At 71.1% G+C, this 15,207-nt stretch carries 15 protein-coding genes; 9 read left to right on the plus strand and 6 right to left on the minus strand.

Going from position 1 to position 15,207, the window contains the following annotated elements; genetic code table 11:
- Positions 1 to 124 precede the first annotated feature (124 nt).
- The 4 genes from ACT2CW_RS17150 to ACT2CW_RS17165 form a co-directional block, all read right to left on the minus strand.
- Positions 125 to 1,168: a LacI family DNA-binding transcriptional regulator gene (locus ACT2CW_RS17150; protein WP_445517170.1), complete on the minus strand. Its 1,044-nt coding sequence runs from the start codon at positions 1,166 to 1,168 to the stop codon at positions 125 to 127.
- A 104-nt stretch (positions 1,169 to 1,272) separates the two neighbouring features.
- A complete protein-coding gene (locus tag ACT2CW_RS17155; RefSeq protein WP_037959686.1) occupies positions 1,273 to 2,103 on the minus strand; it encodes a sugar ABC transporter permease in 831 nt (276 codons plus the stop codon).
- Positions 2,104 to 2,105: 2 nt separating this feature from the next.
- Positions 2,106 to 3,128, minus strand: a complete 1,023-nt coding sequence (locus ACT2CW_RS17160; protein ID WP_182468864.1) for a carbohydrate ABC transporter permease — start codon at positions 3,126 to 3,128, stop codon at positions 2,106 to 2,108.
- An 11-nt stretch (positions 3,129 to 3,139) separates the two neighbouring features.
- Positions 3,140 to 4,417, minus strand: coding sequence for an extracellular solute-binding protein (locus tag ACT2CW_RS17165; RefSeq protein ID WP_445517171.1), 1,278 nt, complete (start codon positions 4,415 to 4,417; stop codon positions 3,140 to 3,142).
- Positions 4,418 to 4,680: 263 nt separating this feature from the next.
- Here ACT2CW_RS17165 and ACT2CW_RS17170 point away from each other — a divergent pair, with 263 nt between their 5' ends.
- From ACT2CW_RS17170 to ACT2CW_RS17205, 8 genes are all read left to right on the plus strand, one after another.
- Positions 4,681 to 6,351, plus strand: a complete 1,671-nt coding sequence (locus ACT2CW_RS17170; protein WP_445517172.1) for a glycoside hydrolase family 13 protein — start codon at positions 4,681 to 4,683, stop codon at positions 6,349 to 6,351.
- 25 nt (positions 6,352 to 6,376) lie between these two features.
- Positions 6,377 to 7,432 carry a LacI family DNA-binding transcriptional regulator gene (locus ACT2CW_RS17175; protein ID WP_037959678.1) on the plus strand — a complete coding sequence of 352 codons (1,056 nt, stop codon included), beginning with the start codon at positions 6,377 to 6,379 and terminating at the stop codon, positions 7,430 to 7,432.
- A gap of 390 nt (positions 7,433 to 7,822) precedes the next feature.
- Positions 7,823 to 8,671 carry a phosphatase PAP2 family protein gene (locus ACT2CW_RS17180; protein WP_414083184.1) on the plus strand — a complete coding sequence of 283 codons (849 nt, stop codon included), beginning with the start codon at positions 7,823 to 7,825 and terminating at the stop codon, positions 8,669 to 8,671.
- 282 nt (positions 8,672 to 8,953) lie between these two features.
- Entirely contained in the window at positions 8,954 to 9,787 is an 834-nt protein-coding gene (locus tag ACT2CW_RS17185) for an HAD family hydrolase (protein ID WP_445517173.1), read from the plus strand.
- Positions 9,788 to 9,872: 85 nt separating this feature from the next.
- Positions 9,873 to 11,033, plus strand: a complete 1,161-nt coding sequence (locus ACT2CW_RS17190; protein WP_445517174.1) for a threonine synthase — start codon at positions 9,873 to 9,875, stop codon at positions 11,031 to 11,033.
- Positions 11,030 to 11,689 (plus strand): helix-turn-helix transcriptional regulator, encoded by a 660-nt coding sequence (locus ACT2CW_RS17195; protein WP_164432687.1) that lies wholly within the window; start codon positions 11,030 to 11,032, stop codon positions 11,687 to 11,689. The genes ACT2CW_RS17190 and ACT2CW_RS17195 overlap by 4 nt, the downstream gene beginning before the upstream one ends.
- A gap of 18 nt (positions 11,690 to 11,707) precedes the next feature.
- Positions 11,708 to 12,631 carry an aminoglycoside phosphotransferase family protein gene (locus ACT2CW_RS17200; protein ID WP_445517175.1) on the plus strand — a complete coding sequence of 308 codons (924 nt, stop codon included), beginning with the start codon at positions 11,708 to 11,710 and terminating at the stop codon, positions 12,629 to 12,631.
- A gap of 67 nt (positions 12,632 to 12,698) precedes the next feature.
- On the plus strand, positions 12,699 to 13,403 hold the full coding sequence (locus tag ACT2CW_RS17205) for an MBL fold metallo-hydrolase (RefSeq protein ID WP_445517176.1): 705 nt from the start codon (positions 12,699 to 12,701) through the stop codon (positions 13,401 to 13,403).
- Positions 13,404 to 13,425: 22 nt separating this feature from the next.
- On the opposite strand, the gene ACT2CW_RS17210 is transcribed toward ACT2CW_RS17205, so the two are convergent.
- The gene (locus ACT2CW_RS17210) at positions 13,426 to 13,971 is read right to left on the minus strand and encodes a DinB family protein (RefSeq protein ID WP_445517177.1); all 546 of its coding nucleotides are present in this window, start codon (positions 13,969 to 13,971) and stop codon (positions 13,426 to 13,428) included.
- A 383-nt stretch (positions 13,972 to 14,354) separates the two neighbouring features.
- Positions 14,355 to 14,582 (minus strand): hypothetical protein, encoded by a 228-nt coding sequence (locus ACT2CW_RS17215; protein ID WP_445517178.1) that lies wholly within the window; start codon positions 14,580 to 14,582, stop codon positions 14,355 to 14,357.
- Between the two features lie 253 nt (positions 14,583 to 14,835).
- Here ACT2CW_RS17215 and ACT2CW_RS17220 point away from each other — a divergent pair, with 253 nt between their 5' ends.
- Positions 14,836 to 15,156 (plus strand): hypothetical protein, encoded by a 321-nt coding sequence (locus tag ACT2CW_RS17220; RefSeq protein WP_445517179.1) that lies wholly within the window; start codon positions 14,836 to 14,838, stop codon positions 15,154 to 15,156.
- The last annotated feature ends 51 nt before the right edge of the window (positions 15,157 to 15,207 follow it).

The raw sequence follows: 15,207 nt of genomic DNA on the forward strand, positions 1-15,207 counted from the left end.
CCCTGCCCCCGGAGGGCGAGGAGTCGGCCGTCGCCGCGGTCGGCTCGGCGGGCGGGGGCTGGGGCGGAGCTCCAGTTGAGGGGAGGGGCGGGGAGGGGAACAGCCCGCCGCAGGCGGGACGCTCCTAGTAGAGCCTCGCCGTCGAGCCGCGGACCACCAAGTCCGGCTGGAAGACGAACTCCGTGTGCTGGACCGGGTTTCCGGCCATCTCCTCCAGCAGCGCCCCCACCGCCGCCGTCGCCATCGACTGCACCGGCTGGCGGACGGTGGTCAGCGGAGGATCGGTGAAGGCGATCAGCGGGGAGTCGTCGAAGCCGACCACCGACACATCGTGCGGCACCCGCAGCCCGCGCCGGGCCGCCTCCCGGATCACCCCGAGCGCCATCAGGTCGCTGCCGCACACGATGCCCGTACAGCCCTGGTCCAGCAGCGTGGCCGCCGCCACCTGCCCGCCCTCGACGCTGAAGAGCGTATGCCGCACCAACTCTCGCGCCTCGTCCGCCGATCGGCCCAGCAGCTCCGCGCTCGCCGCGAGGAAACCCTCGACCTTGCGCAGCGCGGGGACGTAGCGGGCGGGCCCCACCGCGAGGCCGATCCGGTGGTGGCCGAGCGCGGACAGGTGGCGGACGGCCATCCGCGCCGCCGCCCGGTCGTCGGGCGAGACGAACGTGGCCTGGATGTCCTCGTGGTAGCCGTTGATCAGCACGAACGGCACCTTGCGCCCGGCCAGCCGGGCATAGCGGGCGGGATCCGCCGTGGTGTCGGCGTGCAGTCCGGACATGAAGACGATGCCCGCCACATCGCGCTCCTCCAGCTGCTCCACCAGCTCGTCCTCGGTGGCGCCACCCGGCATCTGGGTGCACAGGATCGGGGTGTAGCCATGACCGGCCAGCACCTGCTCGATGATCTGCGCGAAGGCGGGGAAGACCGGGTTGGTCAGCTCCGGGATCACCAGGCCGACCAGCCCGGCGCTGCGCCGCCGCAGCCGTACCGGCCGTTCGTAGCCGAGGACGTCGAGGGCGGCGAGCACCCGCTGCCGGGTGGTGGCCGCCACGCCCGCCTTGCCGTTGAGCACCCGGCTGACGGTGGCCTCGCTGACCTTGGCCTGGGCGGCGATATCGGCGAGCCGCGGCGGCGCCCCAGATGAGCCCGCCCCCGGTGAGCCCACCGCGGACGGGCCTGCCCCAGGTGAGCCTCCCCCCGGCAGGCCCACCGCGGACGGACCCGCCTCCCGTACGCCCGCCCCCAACCAACCCGCCCCCAACGACCCCGTCACGACTTGGTCGCCCCAGCCGTGAGCCCCGCCACCAGATGGCGCTGCGCCCAGGAGAACACCAGCGCCGCCGGGATGGCGATCATGACGGCCGCGGCCGTCATGGAACCCCAGTCGGAGGTGTACTGGTTGACGAAGGTCTGGAGCCCCGCCGCGAGCGTGAGGTTCTCCTCCCCCGTCATGAACGCGGAGGCGTAGGCCACCTCGGCCCAGGCGGTGATGAAGGTGTAGAACGCGGTCACCGCGAGCCCCGGCTTGGCCAGCGGGACGACCAGCCGCCAGAAGGTCCCGAAGGGGTTGAGCCCGTCGACCCGGCCCGATTCGTCGATCTCCACCGGGATGGTGTCGAAGAAGCCCTTCATCATCCAGGCGCAGAACGGCACGGCCACGGTGAGATACGTGACGATGAGCGAGATCGGCTGGTTGAGCCAGCCCAGCGTCGACATGATGTTGTACAGCGGCACGATGAGGATCGCCACCGGGAACATCTGGGTGATCAGCAGCAGCCACATCAGCGGGCGCATCCCGGGGAACCGGAAGCGGCTGACCGCGTAGCCGGTGGTGGCCGCGACGAAGACGCCCAGGAGCGTGGTGATGACCACGATGAACAGCGAGTTGCCGAACCAGGTCAGGAACTCGGTGTCGCCCAGGACGTGTTGGTAGTTCCGCAGCGTCGGGTCCTTCACCACATCGGTGCTGAACGCCTCGCTCTTGGGCTTGAACGAGGTCACCACCAGCCACAGCGGCGGGAAGACCGCGACCGCGGAGGCGATGACGAGCGTGGTGTGCAGCCCTACGGAGGCGAGCGGGCCGCGTCGTTGGTCGCGCATGGCTACCAGACCTCTCCCTGCTTGCGGAGCGAACGGCGGTAGATCACCGCGAAGAGCATGAGGATGAGCAGGATCAGCACACCCCAGGCCGAGGCGCCGGCGAAGTCGCGCGGGCTGTTGACGAAGGAGAGCCGGTAGGCGTACGTCACCAGGATCTCGGTGGCGTCGCCGGGTCCGCCGCGGGTCAGCAGGAAGATCACCGGGAACATGTTGAACGTCCAGATGGTCGACAGCAGGATCACGGTGGAGCTGACCGAGCGCAGCCCGGGCAGGGTGATGTGGCGGAACCGCTGCCAGGGGCTCGCCCCGTCCATCTCGGCGGCCTCGTACAGCTCACCGGGGATGGACTGGAGCCCGCCGAGCAGCGCGACCAGCATGAACGGCACCCCGAGCCAGATGTTCACGGCGATCACCGAGACCTTGGCCATGGTGGGGTCGTTCAGCCAGGGCACCGCGTCGATCCCGCCGCCGTGCAGCACCTTGTTGAGGATGCCGTTCTTCTCGTTGTAGAGCAGCCGCCAGGCGAAGACGGAGACGAAGGCGGGGACGGCCCACGGCAGGATCAGCAGCGACCGGTAGAGGGTGCGCCCGGCGAACCGCCGGTTGAGCAGCACGGCGAGACCCAGGCCGATCGCGAAGGTGAGTGCCACACAGCTGACGGTCCAGGTGACGGTCCAGCTCAGCCGGTCCCAGAAGACCTGGTCCTGAAGGATCGCCCGGAAGTTGTCGAGGCCGACCGTCTGGTAGGTGGCGGGGATGTGGTTCATCCCGATGGTGCGCTCGACATTGGCCTCGTTGGCGTCGGTGAGCGACAGGTAGACGCCGCGGACCAGCGGATAGCCGATGATCAGCCCGATGACGAGCACGACGGGCGCGACCATGGCCCAGGCGTACCAGTGGCGGGCGAGCGCGTTGCGGATCCGGCGCGGCGGTGGGGTGCCCGGCTTGTGGACCCGGCCGCCCCGGCCGCGGGCGCCCTTCGCGCCCGCGGCCGGGTCCATGGCCGGGCTGGTGTCGACAGCCATCGTCGCCGGCCCTACTTCCAGTCGCCCTTGAGGAGCTTGCGGTACGCGTCACCAACCGCATTGGCGGCCTTCTCGGGCGAGGTCTTGCCGGTGAGGACGCCCGGGAACTGCACCAGGATCGCCTGGAAGAGGCTGTTGCCCTCGGGGATCCAGGGGCGCTCGACGGCCTTGTCGACGGCGGCCTTGAAGAACTTCACATTGGGGTTCGCGGCGACCGTCTTGTCGGAGTAGACGGAGGTGCGGGTGGGCAGCAGGGAAAGCTTCTCGGTGGTCTTGGCCTGCACCTCGGGCGAGCTCATGTACTGCGCGAAGGCGTAGGAGGCGTCCAGGTTCTTCGACCCGGCGTAGACGGTGAGGTTCTGGCCGCCCTGCGGGGCGCCCTGGCCCTTGCTGCCGGCCGGGACCGGGACCACTCCGAGGTTGGACTTGTCCTTGAACGCCTTGCCCGCCAGGGTGTCCTCGATCGCCCACGGCCCGTTGATCGTCATCGCGACGTCGCCGTTCTTGATGGCGTTCTGCATGTTGTCCCAGCCGTCGGTCGCGTCGGTCTCCGCCGCCTTGGAGGTGACCAGGTCGCGGGCGGCCGCGAACGCCTTGATGCCGGGCTCGTCGTCGACGGTGACCTTCTTGGCGCCGGTGTCGAGGAGGTCGCCGCCCTCGCCGTAAATGAAGGGCAGGTACCAGTAGGCGTCGTCGCCGCGCAGATAGAGGCCGGTCTTGCCGGTCTTCTCCTTGATCTTCTTGGCGGCGGCCTTGAGCTCGGTCCAGTCCTTGGGCGGCTGGACCCCGGCGTCCTTCAGCATCTTCTTGTTGTAGAAGAGGCCGAGGGTGTCGATGACCTGCGGTACGGCGTAGGTCTTGCCCTTGAACTTGGCGCCTGCGAGCGCCTTGGGCAGATAGTCGGACTGGTCGGCGAGCGCGGGGGTGCCGTCCAGCGGGGCGAGGTAGCCGATGTTGGCCAGGTCCTGGGTCCAGGCCACCTCGGTGCGCAGTACGTCGGGCGCGCCGGAGCCGCCGGAGCCCGCGGCGTTCTTGAACTTGGCCAGCGCCTCGCCGAACGGCACATTGACGTAGTTGACCTTGACGTCGGGGTGCTTCTTCTCGAAGCCCAGGGCGAGCTCCTTGTACGTGCCCTTCTCCGCGTCGTTCGACGTGTCCCAGTACGTCACGGTGCCGGAGAGATGACCGCCGGACTTCTTGTCGCCGCTGCCGCCGTCGTCACCGCCGCACGCCGTCGCCGCGAGCGCCATGGCCGCGACGAGTGCGGTGGCCGCTATGCCACGTCGCATCTGAACTCCTCCAAAGCCGGCCGCTCCCTCGCGGCCCCAAGTTGCGGAGGAACGTAACAGGGCCGCAAGCCCGCCGAAAGACCTTGCGGCAAATTTCTGCAAGGCGCCCGGCATCGTTACGTCCGCGTGTCCCCGCGGTAGCCGCTCCGCTCCCGTTCCGGCGCTTGACATACGCTCACAGCACGACCGGAGCACCCCCGAAGGGCACCAGCGCGCCCTGCAAGCTCTTCCGCAAGGCATTGCAGAGCTGTTACGTTCGCGCCATGACCCAGGAGCTCACGACCTCCCCTGCCACCGAGCCGGCGCGGCCGTCCGAAGGCCACGGATGGTGGCGCGACGCCGTCATCTACCAGGTGTACGTACGGTCCTTCGCCGACAGCGACGGCGACGGGATCGGCGATCTGCGCGGGGCGCGGGAGCGGCTGCCGCACCTCGCCGGGCTGGGTGTGGACGCCGTCTGGCTGACCCCCTTCTACGCCTCCCCGCAGGCCGACGGCGGCTACGACGTGGCGGACTACCGCGCCGTGGACCCGCTCTTCGGCACCCTCGGCGACGCCGACGACCTGGTGCGCACCGCCCATGAGCTGGGGCTGAAGGTGATCGTGGACGTCGTCCCGAACCACAGCTCGGACCAGCACCCGTGGTTCCGCGAGGCGCTGGCCGACCGGCCCGGCGGCGCGGCCCGCGCCCGCTACCACTTCCGCCCCGGCCGGGGCGCCCACGGCGAACTGCCGCCGAACGACTGGGAGTCGGTCTTCGGCGGGCCCGCCTGGACCCGTACCACCGACCCGGACGGCACCCCCGGCGAGTGGTATCTGCATCTGTTCGCCCCGCAGCAGCCGGACCTCAACTGGGACTCCGCCGAGGTGCGCGCGGAGTTCGACTCGGTGCTGCGCTTCTGGCTGGATCTGGGCGTGGACGGCTTCCGCGTCGATGTCGCCCACGGCATGGTCAAGGCCGCCGGGCTGCCCGACATCGGCCACACCGAACAGGCCAAGCTGATCGGCTCCCAGGTGCTGCCGTTCTTCGACCAGGACGGGGTGCACGAGATCCACCGCTCCTGGCGGCGGCTGCTGGACTCCTACCCCGGCGACCGGATCGGCGTCGCCGAGGCATGGGCGCCCACCGCCGAGCGGCTGGCCCTCTATGTACGCCCGGACGAGCTGCACCAGGCGTTCAACTTCCAGTTCCTGAAGTGCCCGTGGGACGCGGCCGCGATGCGCGAGGTGATCGACGAGTCGCTGGCGGCCACCGGCTCCGTCGGCGCCCCCACCACCTGGGTGCTCTCCAACCACGACGTGGTCCGGCACACCACCCGCTACGCCGACGGACCCGGTGGCGGCCCGGCGCGGGGGCTCGCCCGCGCCCGTGCCGCGGCCCTGCTCATCCTGGCGCTGCCCGGCTCGGCCTATCTCTACCAGGGCGAGGAGCTGGGCCTGCCCGAGGTGACCGAGCTGCCGGACGAGCTGCGCCAGGACCCGGCCTTCTTCCGTACCTCCGCCGACGGGCAGGAGGGCCAGGACGGTCAGGACGGCTTCCGCGACGGCTGCCGGGTGCCCCTGCCATGGACCCGCTCCGGTGACTCCTACGGCTTCGGCCCCGGCGGCAGCTGGCTGCCGCAGCCGGACGCCTGGTCCGAGCTGTCCGTCGAGGCGCAGACCGGCGACCCCGGCTCCACGCTGGAGCTGTACCGCGACGCGCTGGCGCTCCGCCGTGAGCTGCCGGGGCTCGGGGACGGCCCGATGAGCTGGCTGGAGGCCCCGGCGGGGGTGCTCGCGCTGTCCCGGCCCGGCCTGGTGTGCACGCTCAACACGCTCGGGGAGGAGGTCGAACTGCCGGTTCCGGGGCGTGCGCTGCTGTCGTCGGCGCCGCTGGCGTACAAGGCCGGAACCGTGCGCATTCCGCCTGATTCGTGCGCGTGGTGGGCAATCTGACACGCGACCGGTACAGTCCCACTCCATGACCGCACGGCTTGCTGACATCGCAGCCCAGGCGGGGGTCAGCGAAGCCACCGTCAGCCGCGTCCTCAATGGCAGGCCGGGGGTGGCCGCGGCCACCCGCGAGTCCGTCCTCGCCGCTCTGGACGTCCTCGGCTATGAGCGGCCGGTGCGGCTGCGGCAGCGCAGCGCCGGACTGGTGGGGCTGATCACGCCCGAGCTGGAGAACCCGATCTTTCCCGCGCTCGCCCAGGTCATCGGGCAGGCGCTCACCCGGCAGGGCTACACCCCGGTGCTGGCCACCCAGACCCCCGGCGGCTCGACCGAGGACGAGCTGACCGAGATGCTGGTGGACCGGGGGGTGGCCGGGATCATCTTCGTCTCCGGACTGCACGCGGACACCTCGGCCGATATGCAGCGCTATGACCAGCTGCGCGGCCAGGGTGTGCCGTTCGTGCTGGTGGACGGCTACGCGCCGCAGGTGCGGGCGCCGTTCATCTCCCCCGACGACCGGGCGGCGATGGGGCTGGCGGTCACCCATCTGGTCTCGCTCGGGCACACCCGGATCGGTCTCGCGCTCGGGCCGAAGCGATTCGTACCCGTACTGCGCAAGATCGAAGGATTTCAGCAGGCGATGCGGGACCGGCTGGGGCTCTCCCCGGCCGAGTCCGAGGAGCTGATCCAGCATTCGCTGTACACCCTGGAGGGCGGCCAGGCGGCGGCGACCGCGCTGATCGAGCGGGGCTGTACGGCGGTGGTGTGCGCGAGCGACATGATGGCCCTGGGTGCCATCCGGGCGGCCCGGCAGAAGGGTCTTGCGGTCCCTCAGGACGTCTCGGTGGTCGGCTTCGACGACTCTCCGCTGATCGCCTTCACGGATCCGCCGCTGACGACGATTCGTAAGCCGGTGCAGTCGATGGGGCAGGCGGCGGTGCGGGCGCTGCTGGAGGAGATCGGCGGTACGCCGGCCCCGCCCAGCGAGTTCGTCTTCCTGCCGGAGCTGGTGGTGCGGGGTTCTACGGCGTCGGCGCATGGGGTGGAGGCGCGGGGGCGGCGGGCGGCCGGGGGTGCGGCCTAGGGGGCGTCCGGGGCGGCTGAGGCCACGTCGCCTGCGGCGGGCTGCTCCCCTACCCGCCCCTTCCCGAACCATGGGGCTCCGCCCCCTGGACCCCGGACGCCCTTCGGGCGTGTCCTCAATCTCCCCCAGCTACCGCTGGGAGGTGCCCCCTGACGGGCTGAAATCAGCCCCTCCGGCGCTTGAGGAGCGGGGTCTGGGGCGGAGCCCCAGTTGTGGGAAGGGGCGGGTAGGGGAAAGCCCCCGTCCGGGGTCCTCGTCCAGTGGCCCGGCACCCGGTGGACGTATGGGGCATACGCCCCTTGGAGGACCCCCCGGACCAGGACATAAGCAACGAAGACCCGATGCCGTGGATGATCTGCGGGTGGACGTCGTCTGGCAGACTGTTGCCCTATGGGTGGAGCGACGATCAGGACCACGGCAGGCCGTACAGCCACCCCGGCACCCATCGCGGACACCGACGCGGAGCGGGCGCCGGGCCTCACCCTGATGGACCGGTTGCGTACCCCCAGAAGGCCCCGGCTCTGGTTCGAGATCGTCCTCATCGCGGTCAGTTACTGGACGTATTCGCTGATCCGCAACGCCGTCCCGGAGCAGCGCCCGGAGGCGCTGCGCAACGCGAGCTCGATCTGGGAGTGGGAGCACCGGCTCGGATTGGCCTTCGAACGGGGCGTCAACCATGCGATCGACTCGGTCAGCTGGCTGATCGTGGGCATGAACTACTACTACGCCACGCTCCACTTCATCGTGACGCTCGGCGTGCTGGTGTGGCTGTACCACTGGCATCCGGGCCGTTACGCCGCCACCCGCCTTGCGCTCTTCGCGACCACGGGTGTGGCCCTGCTCGGCTACTACTTCTTCCCGCTGGCCCCGCCCCGGCTGATGAGCGGCGGCCACTTCATCGACACCGTGGTGGTGCACAACACCTGGGGCTCGATGGCCTCGGGAAACCTCGCCGATATGTCGAACCAGTACGCGGCGATGCCCTCGATGCACATCGGCTGGTCGCTGTGGTGCGGTCTGACCATCGCGACGCTGGCCCGTCCGGTGTGGCTGAAGGCGCTGGGGCTGCTCTACCCCTCGGCCACGCTGCTGGTGATCGTCGCCACCGCCAACCACTTCTGGATGGACGCGGTCGGCGGGGTCGTCTGTCTCTCCTTCGGCTTCGCGCTGTCGTCCGCGTGGTACGGCTCGCTGCCGTACCGGCTGCCGAAGCAGGTGGCCGTGATCTGCACGGTTTGATCGTCCCCGGCGCAGCCGCCATTCTCTGTTCCGCAAGGTCGACATGAGTTCACATGTCGACATGGTTCAGGGGCTCCATGTGTCGCGCTGATCGACGCGGAATGAGCACGATGAGCGTGACGAAAGGGACCACCGGCCACCGTGCACACCGCCGACGCCGCTACCGCTGCCGCTTCTTCCGTACCCACTCCCGTACCCACTTCCGTATCCACGTCCGGGTCCGCTTCCGTATCTCCGTCCGGGCCCGCCTCCGGAGCCCCGGGGGCCCCGCCCGCCCCGGGCGTGCTGCTCCCCCGGCCCCGTACCGCCGGGCGGCCCCGCTTCCCGCTGGTCGCCACCGACCTCGACGGCACCCTGCTGCGCGGGGATCTGACGGTCTCACCGCGCAACCGTGCCGCGCTCGCCCTGGTCCGGGCCGCCGGGGCGCGGCATCTGGTGGTCACCGGGCGCCCGGCCGCGTCCTGCCGGGAGTTCCTGGTGGCGATCGGCTATCGGGGGCTCGCGGTGTGCGGGCAGGGCGCGCAGCTGTACGACGCCTCCGCGGACCGGCTGCTGGTCTCGGCGTCGCTGGACCGGGAGCTGGCCCGGGCGGTGGTGGAGCGCACCGAGGAGGCGCTGGGCGCGGGGCCGCTGGAGCTCGCCGTGGTGACCGCGGCGCCCGAGAACCGCTTCGTCGTGACCGCCGGCTTCACCGACCGGAGGCGTCCGGAGTGGGGGTTGGCCGAGCGGGCCGAGCTGTGGGCGGCGCCGATCGAGAAGGTGCTGATGCGCCACCGGACGGTGGCGGACGGGCTGGTGGCGGCGGCCGCCGAGCGGGTGGGCGCGGGCGAGGTGGCGGTGACCCACTCCGAGAAGGGCATGATCGAGGTGCTCCCGGCCGGGACGGACAAGTCGGTGGGGCTCCAACTGGCCGCCGACCGCATGGGGTTCACCCCCGCCGAGACCATCGCGTTCGGCGATATGCCCAATGACCTCCCGCTGCTGGGCTGGGCCGGGTACGGGGTCGCGATGGGCAACGCCCACCCGGATCTGAAGGCGATGGCCGACGAGGTGGCGCCGGCCAACGAGGACGACGGGGTCGCGGTGGTGCTGGAACGGCTGTTCGCCCACTCTTGAGCGGCCCTCGCACCGCACTCGCGGTGGGCTCGAGCAGCCCGTTACTCCCTTGACTGGATATACACAACTAAACAAAATATCTAAGGTGCGAGCTGAATCAGGATCCGAACCCCACTACGTCGACGAGCGCTCCGGCGCCACGTACCCGATCGACGACCCTCGCTGGTGCGGCGATGACGGGGCTCCCCTCACCGTCTCCGCACTGCCCGGCATCACCCGCGAGCAGGTGGACACCGGGGCCCGGTCACTGTGGCGCTACCGAGCGGCCCTCCCGGTGCGCATCGACGCCCCGGTGTCACTGGGAGAAGGGTGCACCCCGCTGGTCGAGAAGAGCTGGGGGGAGGATCGGATTCTCTTCAAGCTGGAGTGGTTCAGCCCCACCGGCAGCTTCAAGGACCGCGGCACCAGCGTGATGATCTCGCTCCTCGCCCAGCGGGGCGTACGCGAGGTCATCGAGGACAGCTCCGGCAACGGCGGGGCCTCCGTCTCCGCGTACTGCGCCGCCGCCGGCATCCGGGCCCGGATCCTCACCCCGGCCACCACCTCCCCCGCGAAGGTCCTCCAGAGCCGGGCCTACGGCGCCGAGGTCCAGCTGGTGCCAGGTGACCGGGGCGCCACGGCGGCGGAGGCGCTGCGCCAGTCAGCCCATACGTACTACGCCAGCCACAACTGGCACCCCTTCTTCCTCCAGGGCACCAAGACCCTGGCGTACGAGCTGTGGGAGGACCTGGGCTTCACCGCACCGGACGCCGTGGTGACCGTGGCGGGCGCGGGCAGCACCGTGCTCGGCTGCGACCTCGGCTTCTCCGAGCTGCTCGCCGCGGGCCAGATCGCCCGCCGCCCCCGGCTGCTGGTGGCCCAGCCCGCCCACTGCGCCCCGCTGCACGCCGCGTTCCGCGCGGGCGGCGAGACCCCGGTACCGTCTCTCCACGCCCCGACCATCGCCGAGGGCACGGCCATCCGCGAGCCCGTCCGCTTCCCAGAGGTGCTGCGCGCCATCCGCCGCTCGGACGGCGACATGGCGGCCATCCCCGAGGACGCGATCGCCACGGCGGTCCGCCGGCTGGCCGCGATAGGGCTGTACGCGGAGCCGACCAGCGCGACCGCGGCCGCGGCGATCGAGGTCTTCCGCGCCCGGGGCGCGATCCGCCCCGGCGAGACCACGGTGGTGCTGCTGACCGGCTCGGGCCTGAAGGCCACGCCCACGATGACGGAGCTCTTCGCACCGGAGGGCGATGAGCGATGACCGAGGAGAGCCGTCAGGAGACGCCGGGAACCGCCGAGGACGAGCTGCTGCTCCGCGAGGCCGAGAAGATCGTGGTCGCCATCGGCCGGATGTTCCCCGGGCTGTGCGAGGTGGTCCTCCACGATCTGCGCAACCCCGACCAGTCCATCCGCGCCATCGAGAGCAATCTCTCCGGCCGCGAGGTGGGCCAGCCCGCCACCGAGCTGGGCCTGGCCCGGATGCGGGACCCCGGCTTCCCCGACATCGTCCAGAACTACGCCAACCGCTTCCCGGACGGCCGCCCGGCGAAGAGCACCTCGATCGGCATCAAGAACAGCGCGGACCAGTACGTGGCCGCCATCTGCCTCAACCTGGACGTCTCCCTCTTCGCGAGCGTCGCCCGCAGCCTGACCAACCTCGTCCGGACCGATGAGCAGGAGCAGCCGCTCACCGAAACCCTCCGCGCCCGCACCGCCGCGGAGCTGCGCACCGTCATCGAGGAATTCGCCGCCGCCCGCGGCCAGACCCCGCGCAGCCTGGGCACCCCCGCCAAGAAGGAACTCGTCCGCACCCTCAAGACCAGCGGCTACCTCCAGGTGAAGCACTCGGTCCAGGTGGTCACCGAACTCCTGGGCGTCTCCCGCGCCACGGTCTACAACTACCTGCGCTCGCCCTGACCCCGGGAGCCACTTCCCATGACCCAACCGATCCGCATCGACGTCCCCGAAGCCTTCGCCGCGTCGTTCGCCGAGCACGACGCCACCGGCCGCGCCTGGCTCGCCGCGCTGCCCCGGCTGGCCGCGGAATTCCTCGACCGCTGGCAGCTGCGCCCGGCCGGTGCCGCCGCCCATGGCATGGCCTCGCTCGTCCTCCCGGTGACCGGCGCGGACGGAACTCCCGCGGTCCTGAAGCTCCAGCAGGTCAGGGAGGAGACCGAGGGCGCCCCGCTGGGCCTGCGGACCTGGAACGGCAACGGCGTGGTGCTCCTGCTCGACCACGACCCGGACACGGGCACCATGCTGCTGGAGCGCCTGGACGCGTCCCGTCCGCTCTCCTCGCTGCCCGTCGACACCGCCGCGATGCGCGTCCTGGCCGACCTTCTGGCCCGGCTGACCTCGGTACCCGCCCCCGGCGGCCTGCGCCGGCTGTCCGACATCGCCGCCACCATGCTCGAGCAGACGCCCGGCGCCGTACCGGCCCTGCGCGACCCGGCCGAACGGCGGCTGGTCCGCGTCTGCGCCTCCGCCGTGGCCGAACTCCTCGACGAGCCCGGAGACCGGCTGCTGCACTGGGATCTGCACTACGACAACATCCTCGCCGGTGAACGCGAGCCCTGGCTGGCCATCGACCCCGAACCGCTCAGCGGCGACCCCGGCTTCGAGCTCCTCCCGGCGCTGGACAACCGCTGGGACGAGGTCCTGGCCACCGGCGACCCCACCCGCGCGGTGCTCCGCCGCTTCGACCTGCTGACCGAGGCCCTCGGCCTGGACCGGCGCCGGGCCACCGGCTGGACCCTCGGCCGCGTCCTCCAGAACGCCCTCTGGGACATCGAAGACGGCAAGGCCACCCTGGAACCGGCCCAGGTCACCATCGCCACGGCCCTGCTGGCCCATCGTTAGCCGCTTGCCACTCTGCCCTCGGCAAACCCCCATGCGGGCGAGCCTTGCATCACGCGACCATGCCGGGATGGCCAACGACATCCCCGTGCGCCGCCTCGACCTCGGCTACTTCGTCCGCCCCGCCCCCGAAACCGGCGGCCCGGAGCCACGGGTCGAACCCGTACTCGCTTATCTGGTCCGACACGACTGTGGGCTGATCCTCTTCGACACCGGCATCGGCGCCGCCGACCCCGAGACCGAGGCGCACTACCGCCCCCGCCGCCGCGCCCTGCCGGAGGCGCTGGCGGCGGCCGGGGTCGGCCTCGCGGACGTCTCACTCGTCGTGAACTGCCACCTCCACTTCGACCACTGCGGCGGCAACCCGCTGCTGGGCGGCAGGCCGATCCTGGTCCAGGACGTGGAGCTGGCCACCGCGCGCGGAGGCGGCTATACGTTCGACGAGCTGCTGGACTTCCCCGGCGCCACGTACGAGGAACTCGCCGGGGAGGCCGAGATCTGGCCGGGCGTCCACATCATCCCGACCCCCGGCCACACCGACGGCCATCAGTCACTGGTCGTCCGCCAGCCCGATGGCACGGTGATCCTCGCTGGTCAGGCGCATGACTTCGGCTCCGAATTCGCCTCCGACCACTTGGCCCGCAGGGCGGCCCTCGATGGCGTGGCGCAGCCCCTTCCGCCGTACCGGCCCTGGCTGGACCGCCTTGCCGACTTCGACCCCCGCCGCGTCCTCTTCGCCCACGACTGCGCGGTCTGGGAGCCGTCGGACGGCTGACACTCTCGTCCCAACTTCCCGTTCACCCCATGGTCTTGGCGCCGTCCAGGGACTCGCGAATGATGTCGGCGTGCCCGGCGTGCTGCGCGGTCTCGGCGATGATGTGCAGCAGCACCTGACGGGCCGACCAGCGTGCGCCGGACTCGAACCACGGCGCCTCCGGCAGCGGCTGGGTCGCGTCCAGGTCGGGCAGGGCGGCGATCAGCTCGTCGGTCCGGTGGGCCACCGCCGCGTACTCGGCCAGTACGCCGGCCAGCGTCTCGCCGGGCAGCAGCCGGAACTCGTCAGCCCGCTTGGCGAAGTCGGCCTCGGTCATGGCGGTGAAGTCGGGCATGGCCGACGGGCCGTCCAGGATGAAGTCCACCCAGCCCCGCTCCACCGCGGCGACGTGCTTGACCAGGCCGCCCAGACACAGTGCGCTGACGGTGGTGCGCAGCCCGGCCTGCTCGTCGGTGAGATCGCGGGTGGTGAAGCGCAGGAAGTGCCGGTGCTTGTTCAGCGTCCGCAGCAGGTCGGCGCGCTCGCCGGTGAGGGTCGCCGACTCGCTCAGGCTCGGGGTCTCGGTCATGATCTCCGCCTTCGGTTGGTCCCGTGTTCCTCGGTCAAGAACGACAGTAGGAGTCACTGCGGACAACTTCTGTCCTCAATTCCAGGAGAATCGGAGACATGGCCTTCGGCGCCTTTGAGCATGGGGTCGGGGGGTGCCGGGCTCGCGCTTTCGTCGCCGGGCGCGGCGGGCCGTGGGTGGCGGGGCCGGTGGCGGCTCCCGTACTCAGGGGCTTGTGCCGATGCCGGACCGCCGGGGGTGGGGTACCCCCCGGAAAACCTTTGACAAATTAGTTGCTTCAGATCAAGCGTTTTTGAGAGGGGTACCCGGAGGGGCCGTCAGTCCGGCCGGGTCCCGGCCCAGGACCGCAGGAGCCGCCACCGGGGCCCACCCCCACCGGCCCGTCACCCGGCGGCGAGGCCCGCGCCCCCATCCCCCGCCCCCCGAGAAACGCCGAGGACACGGGGGTGCTCCACGTAGACCGTGTTCAGCTCGGGCACCTCGGCCTCGAAGAGGATGAACGCCGCCGCCGGCGTCGCCGGGGAGAGGGCCGCCTTGACACCGCCGACGCCGAGAGCGGCCGAGGGCTGCTCATCATCGGCAGCTCGGCCACCGACTGGGGTGTCTGCCACCACGGACCGGGCCCCGGGAAGGCGGTGTGGTTTCAGGTCAGCGGGGCCAGTTCATGAGCGGTCAATACGCTCAAGCGCCACGTACACGAGAGAGCTCGGGGTCCTTCTCTCTCACTTCGGGGCCGCAGGACCAGTGGGTGCCACCCGCGGAGCTACCGTGACGCCACAACTCCCTGTCCCTCGGCGCCTGGAGGATGGTGTGCGGTACAAAGGGCCGCTTCCGAAGCGAGTCACCGGCCGGTTCAATGCCTGGATGGTCGGGCTGCGCGCCTCTCCCCGGTGGGGGCGGTGGGTGAGCGGGCGGCTCACGGTCGTCACGTACACGGGACGGCGCTCTGGGCGCACCTTCAGTACGCCGGTCGGCTATCGGCGCGTCGCCGACGGCGTCACGATCGCCGTCGCCCTGCCCGAACGCAAGCTGTGGTGGCGGAACTTCACCGGTGAGGGCTGGCCGATATCGCTGGAACTGGACGGGAGCGAGCGGACCGGGCACGCGGTGGCCCGGGTGGACGGCAAGGGGCGCGTCACCATCAGCGTGCGGCTCGACCACCCGCCCGCCGCGAACAGCCGCTGACGGCCGCTGACCGCGGCTGACGGCCGCTGACGCCTACGGAATTGCCATGAC

The sequence above is a fragment of the Streptomyces sp. NEAU-174 genome, from assembly GCF_052665095.1.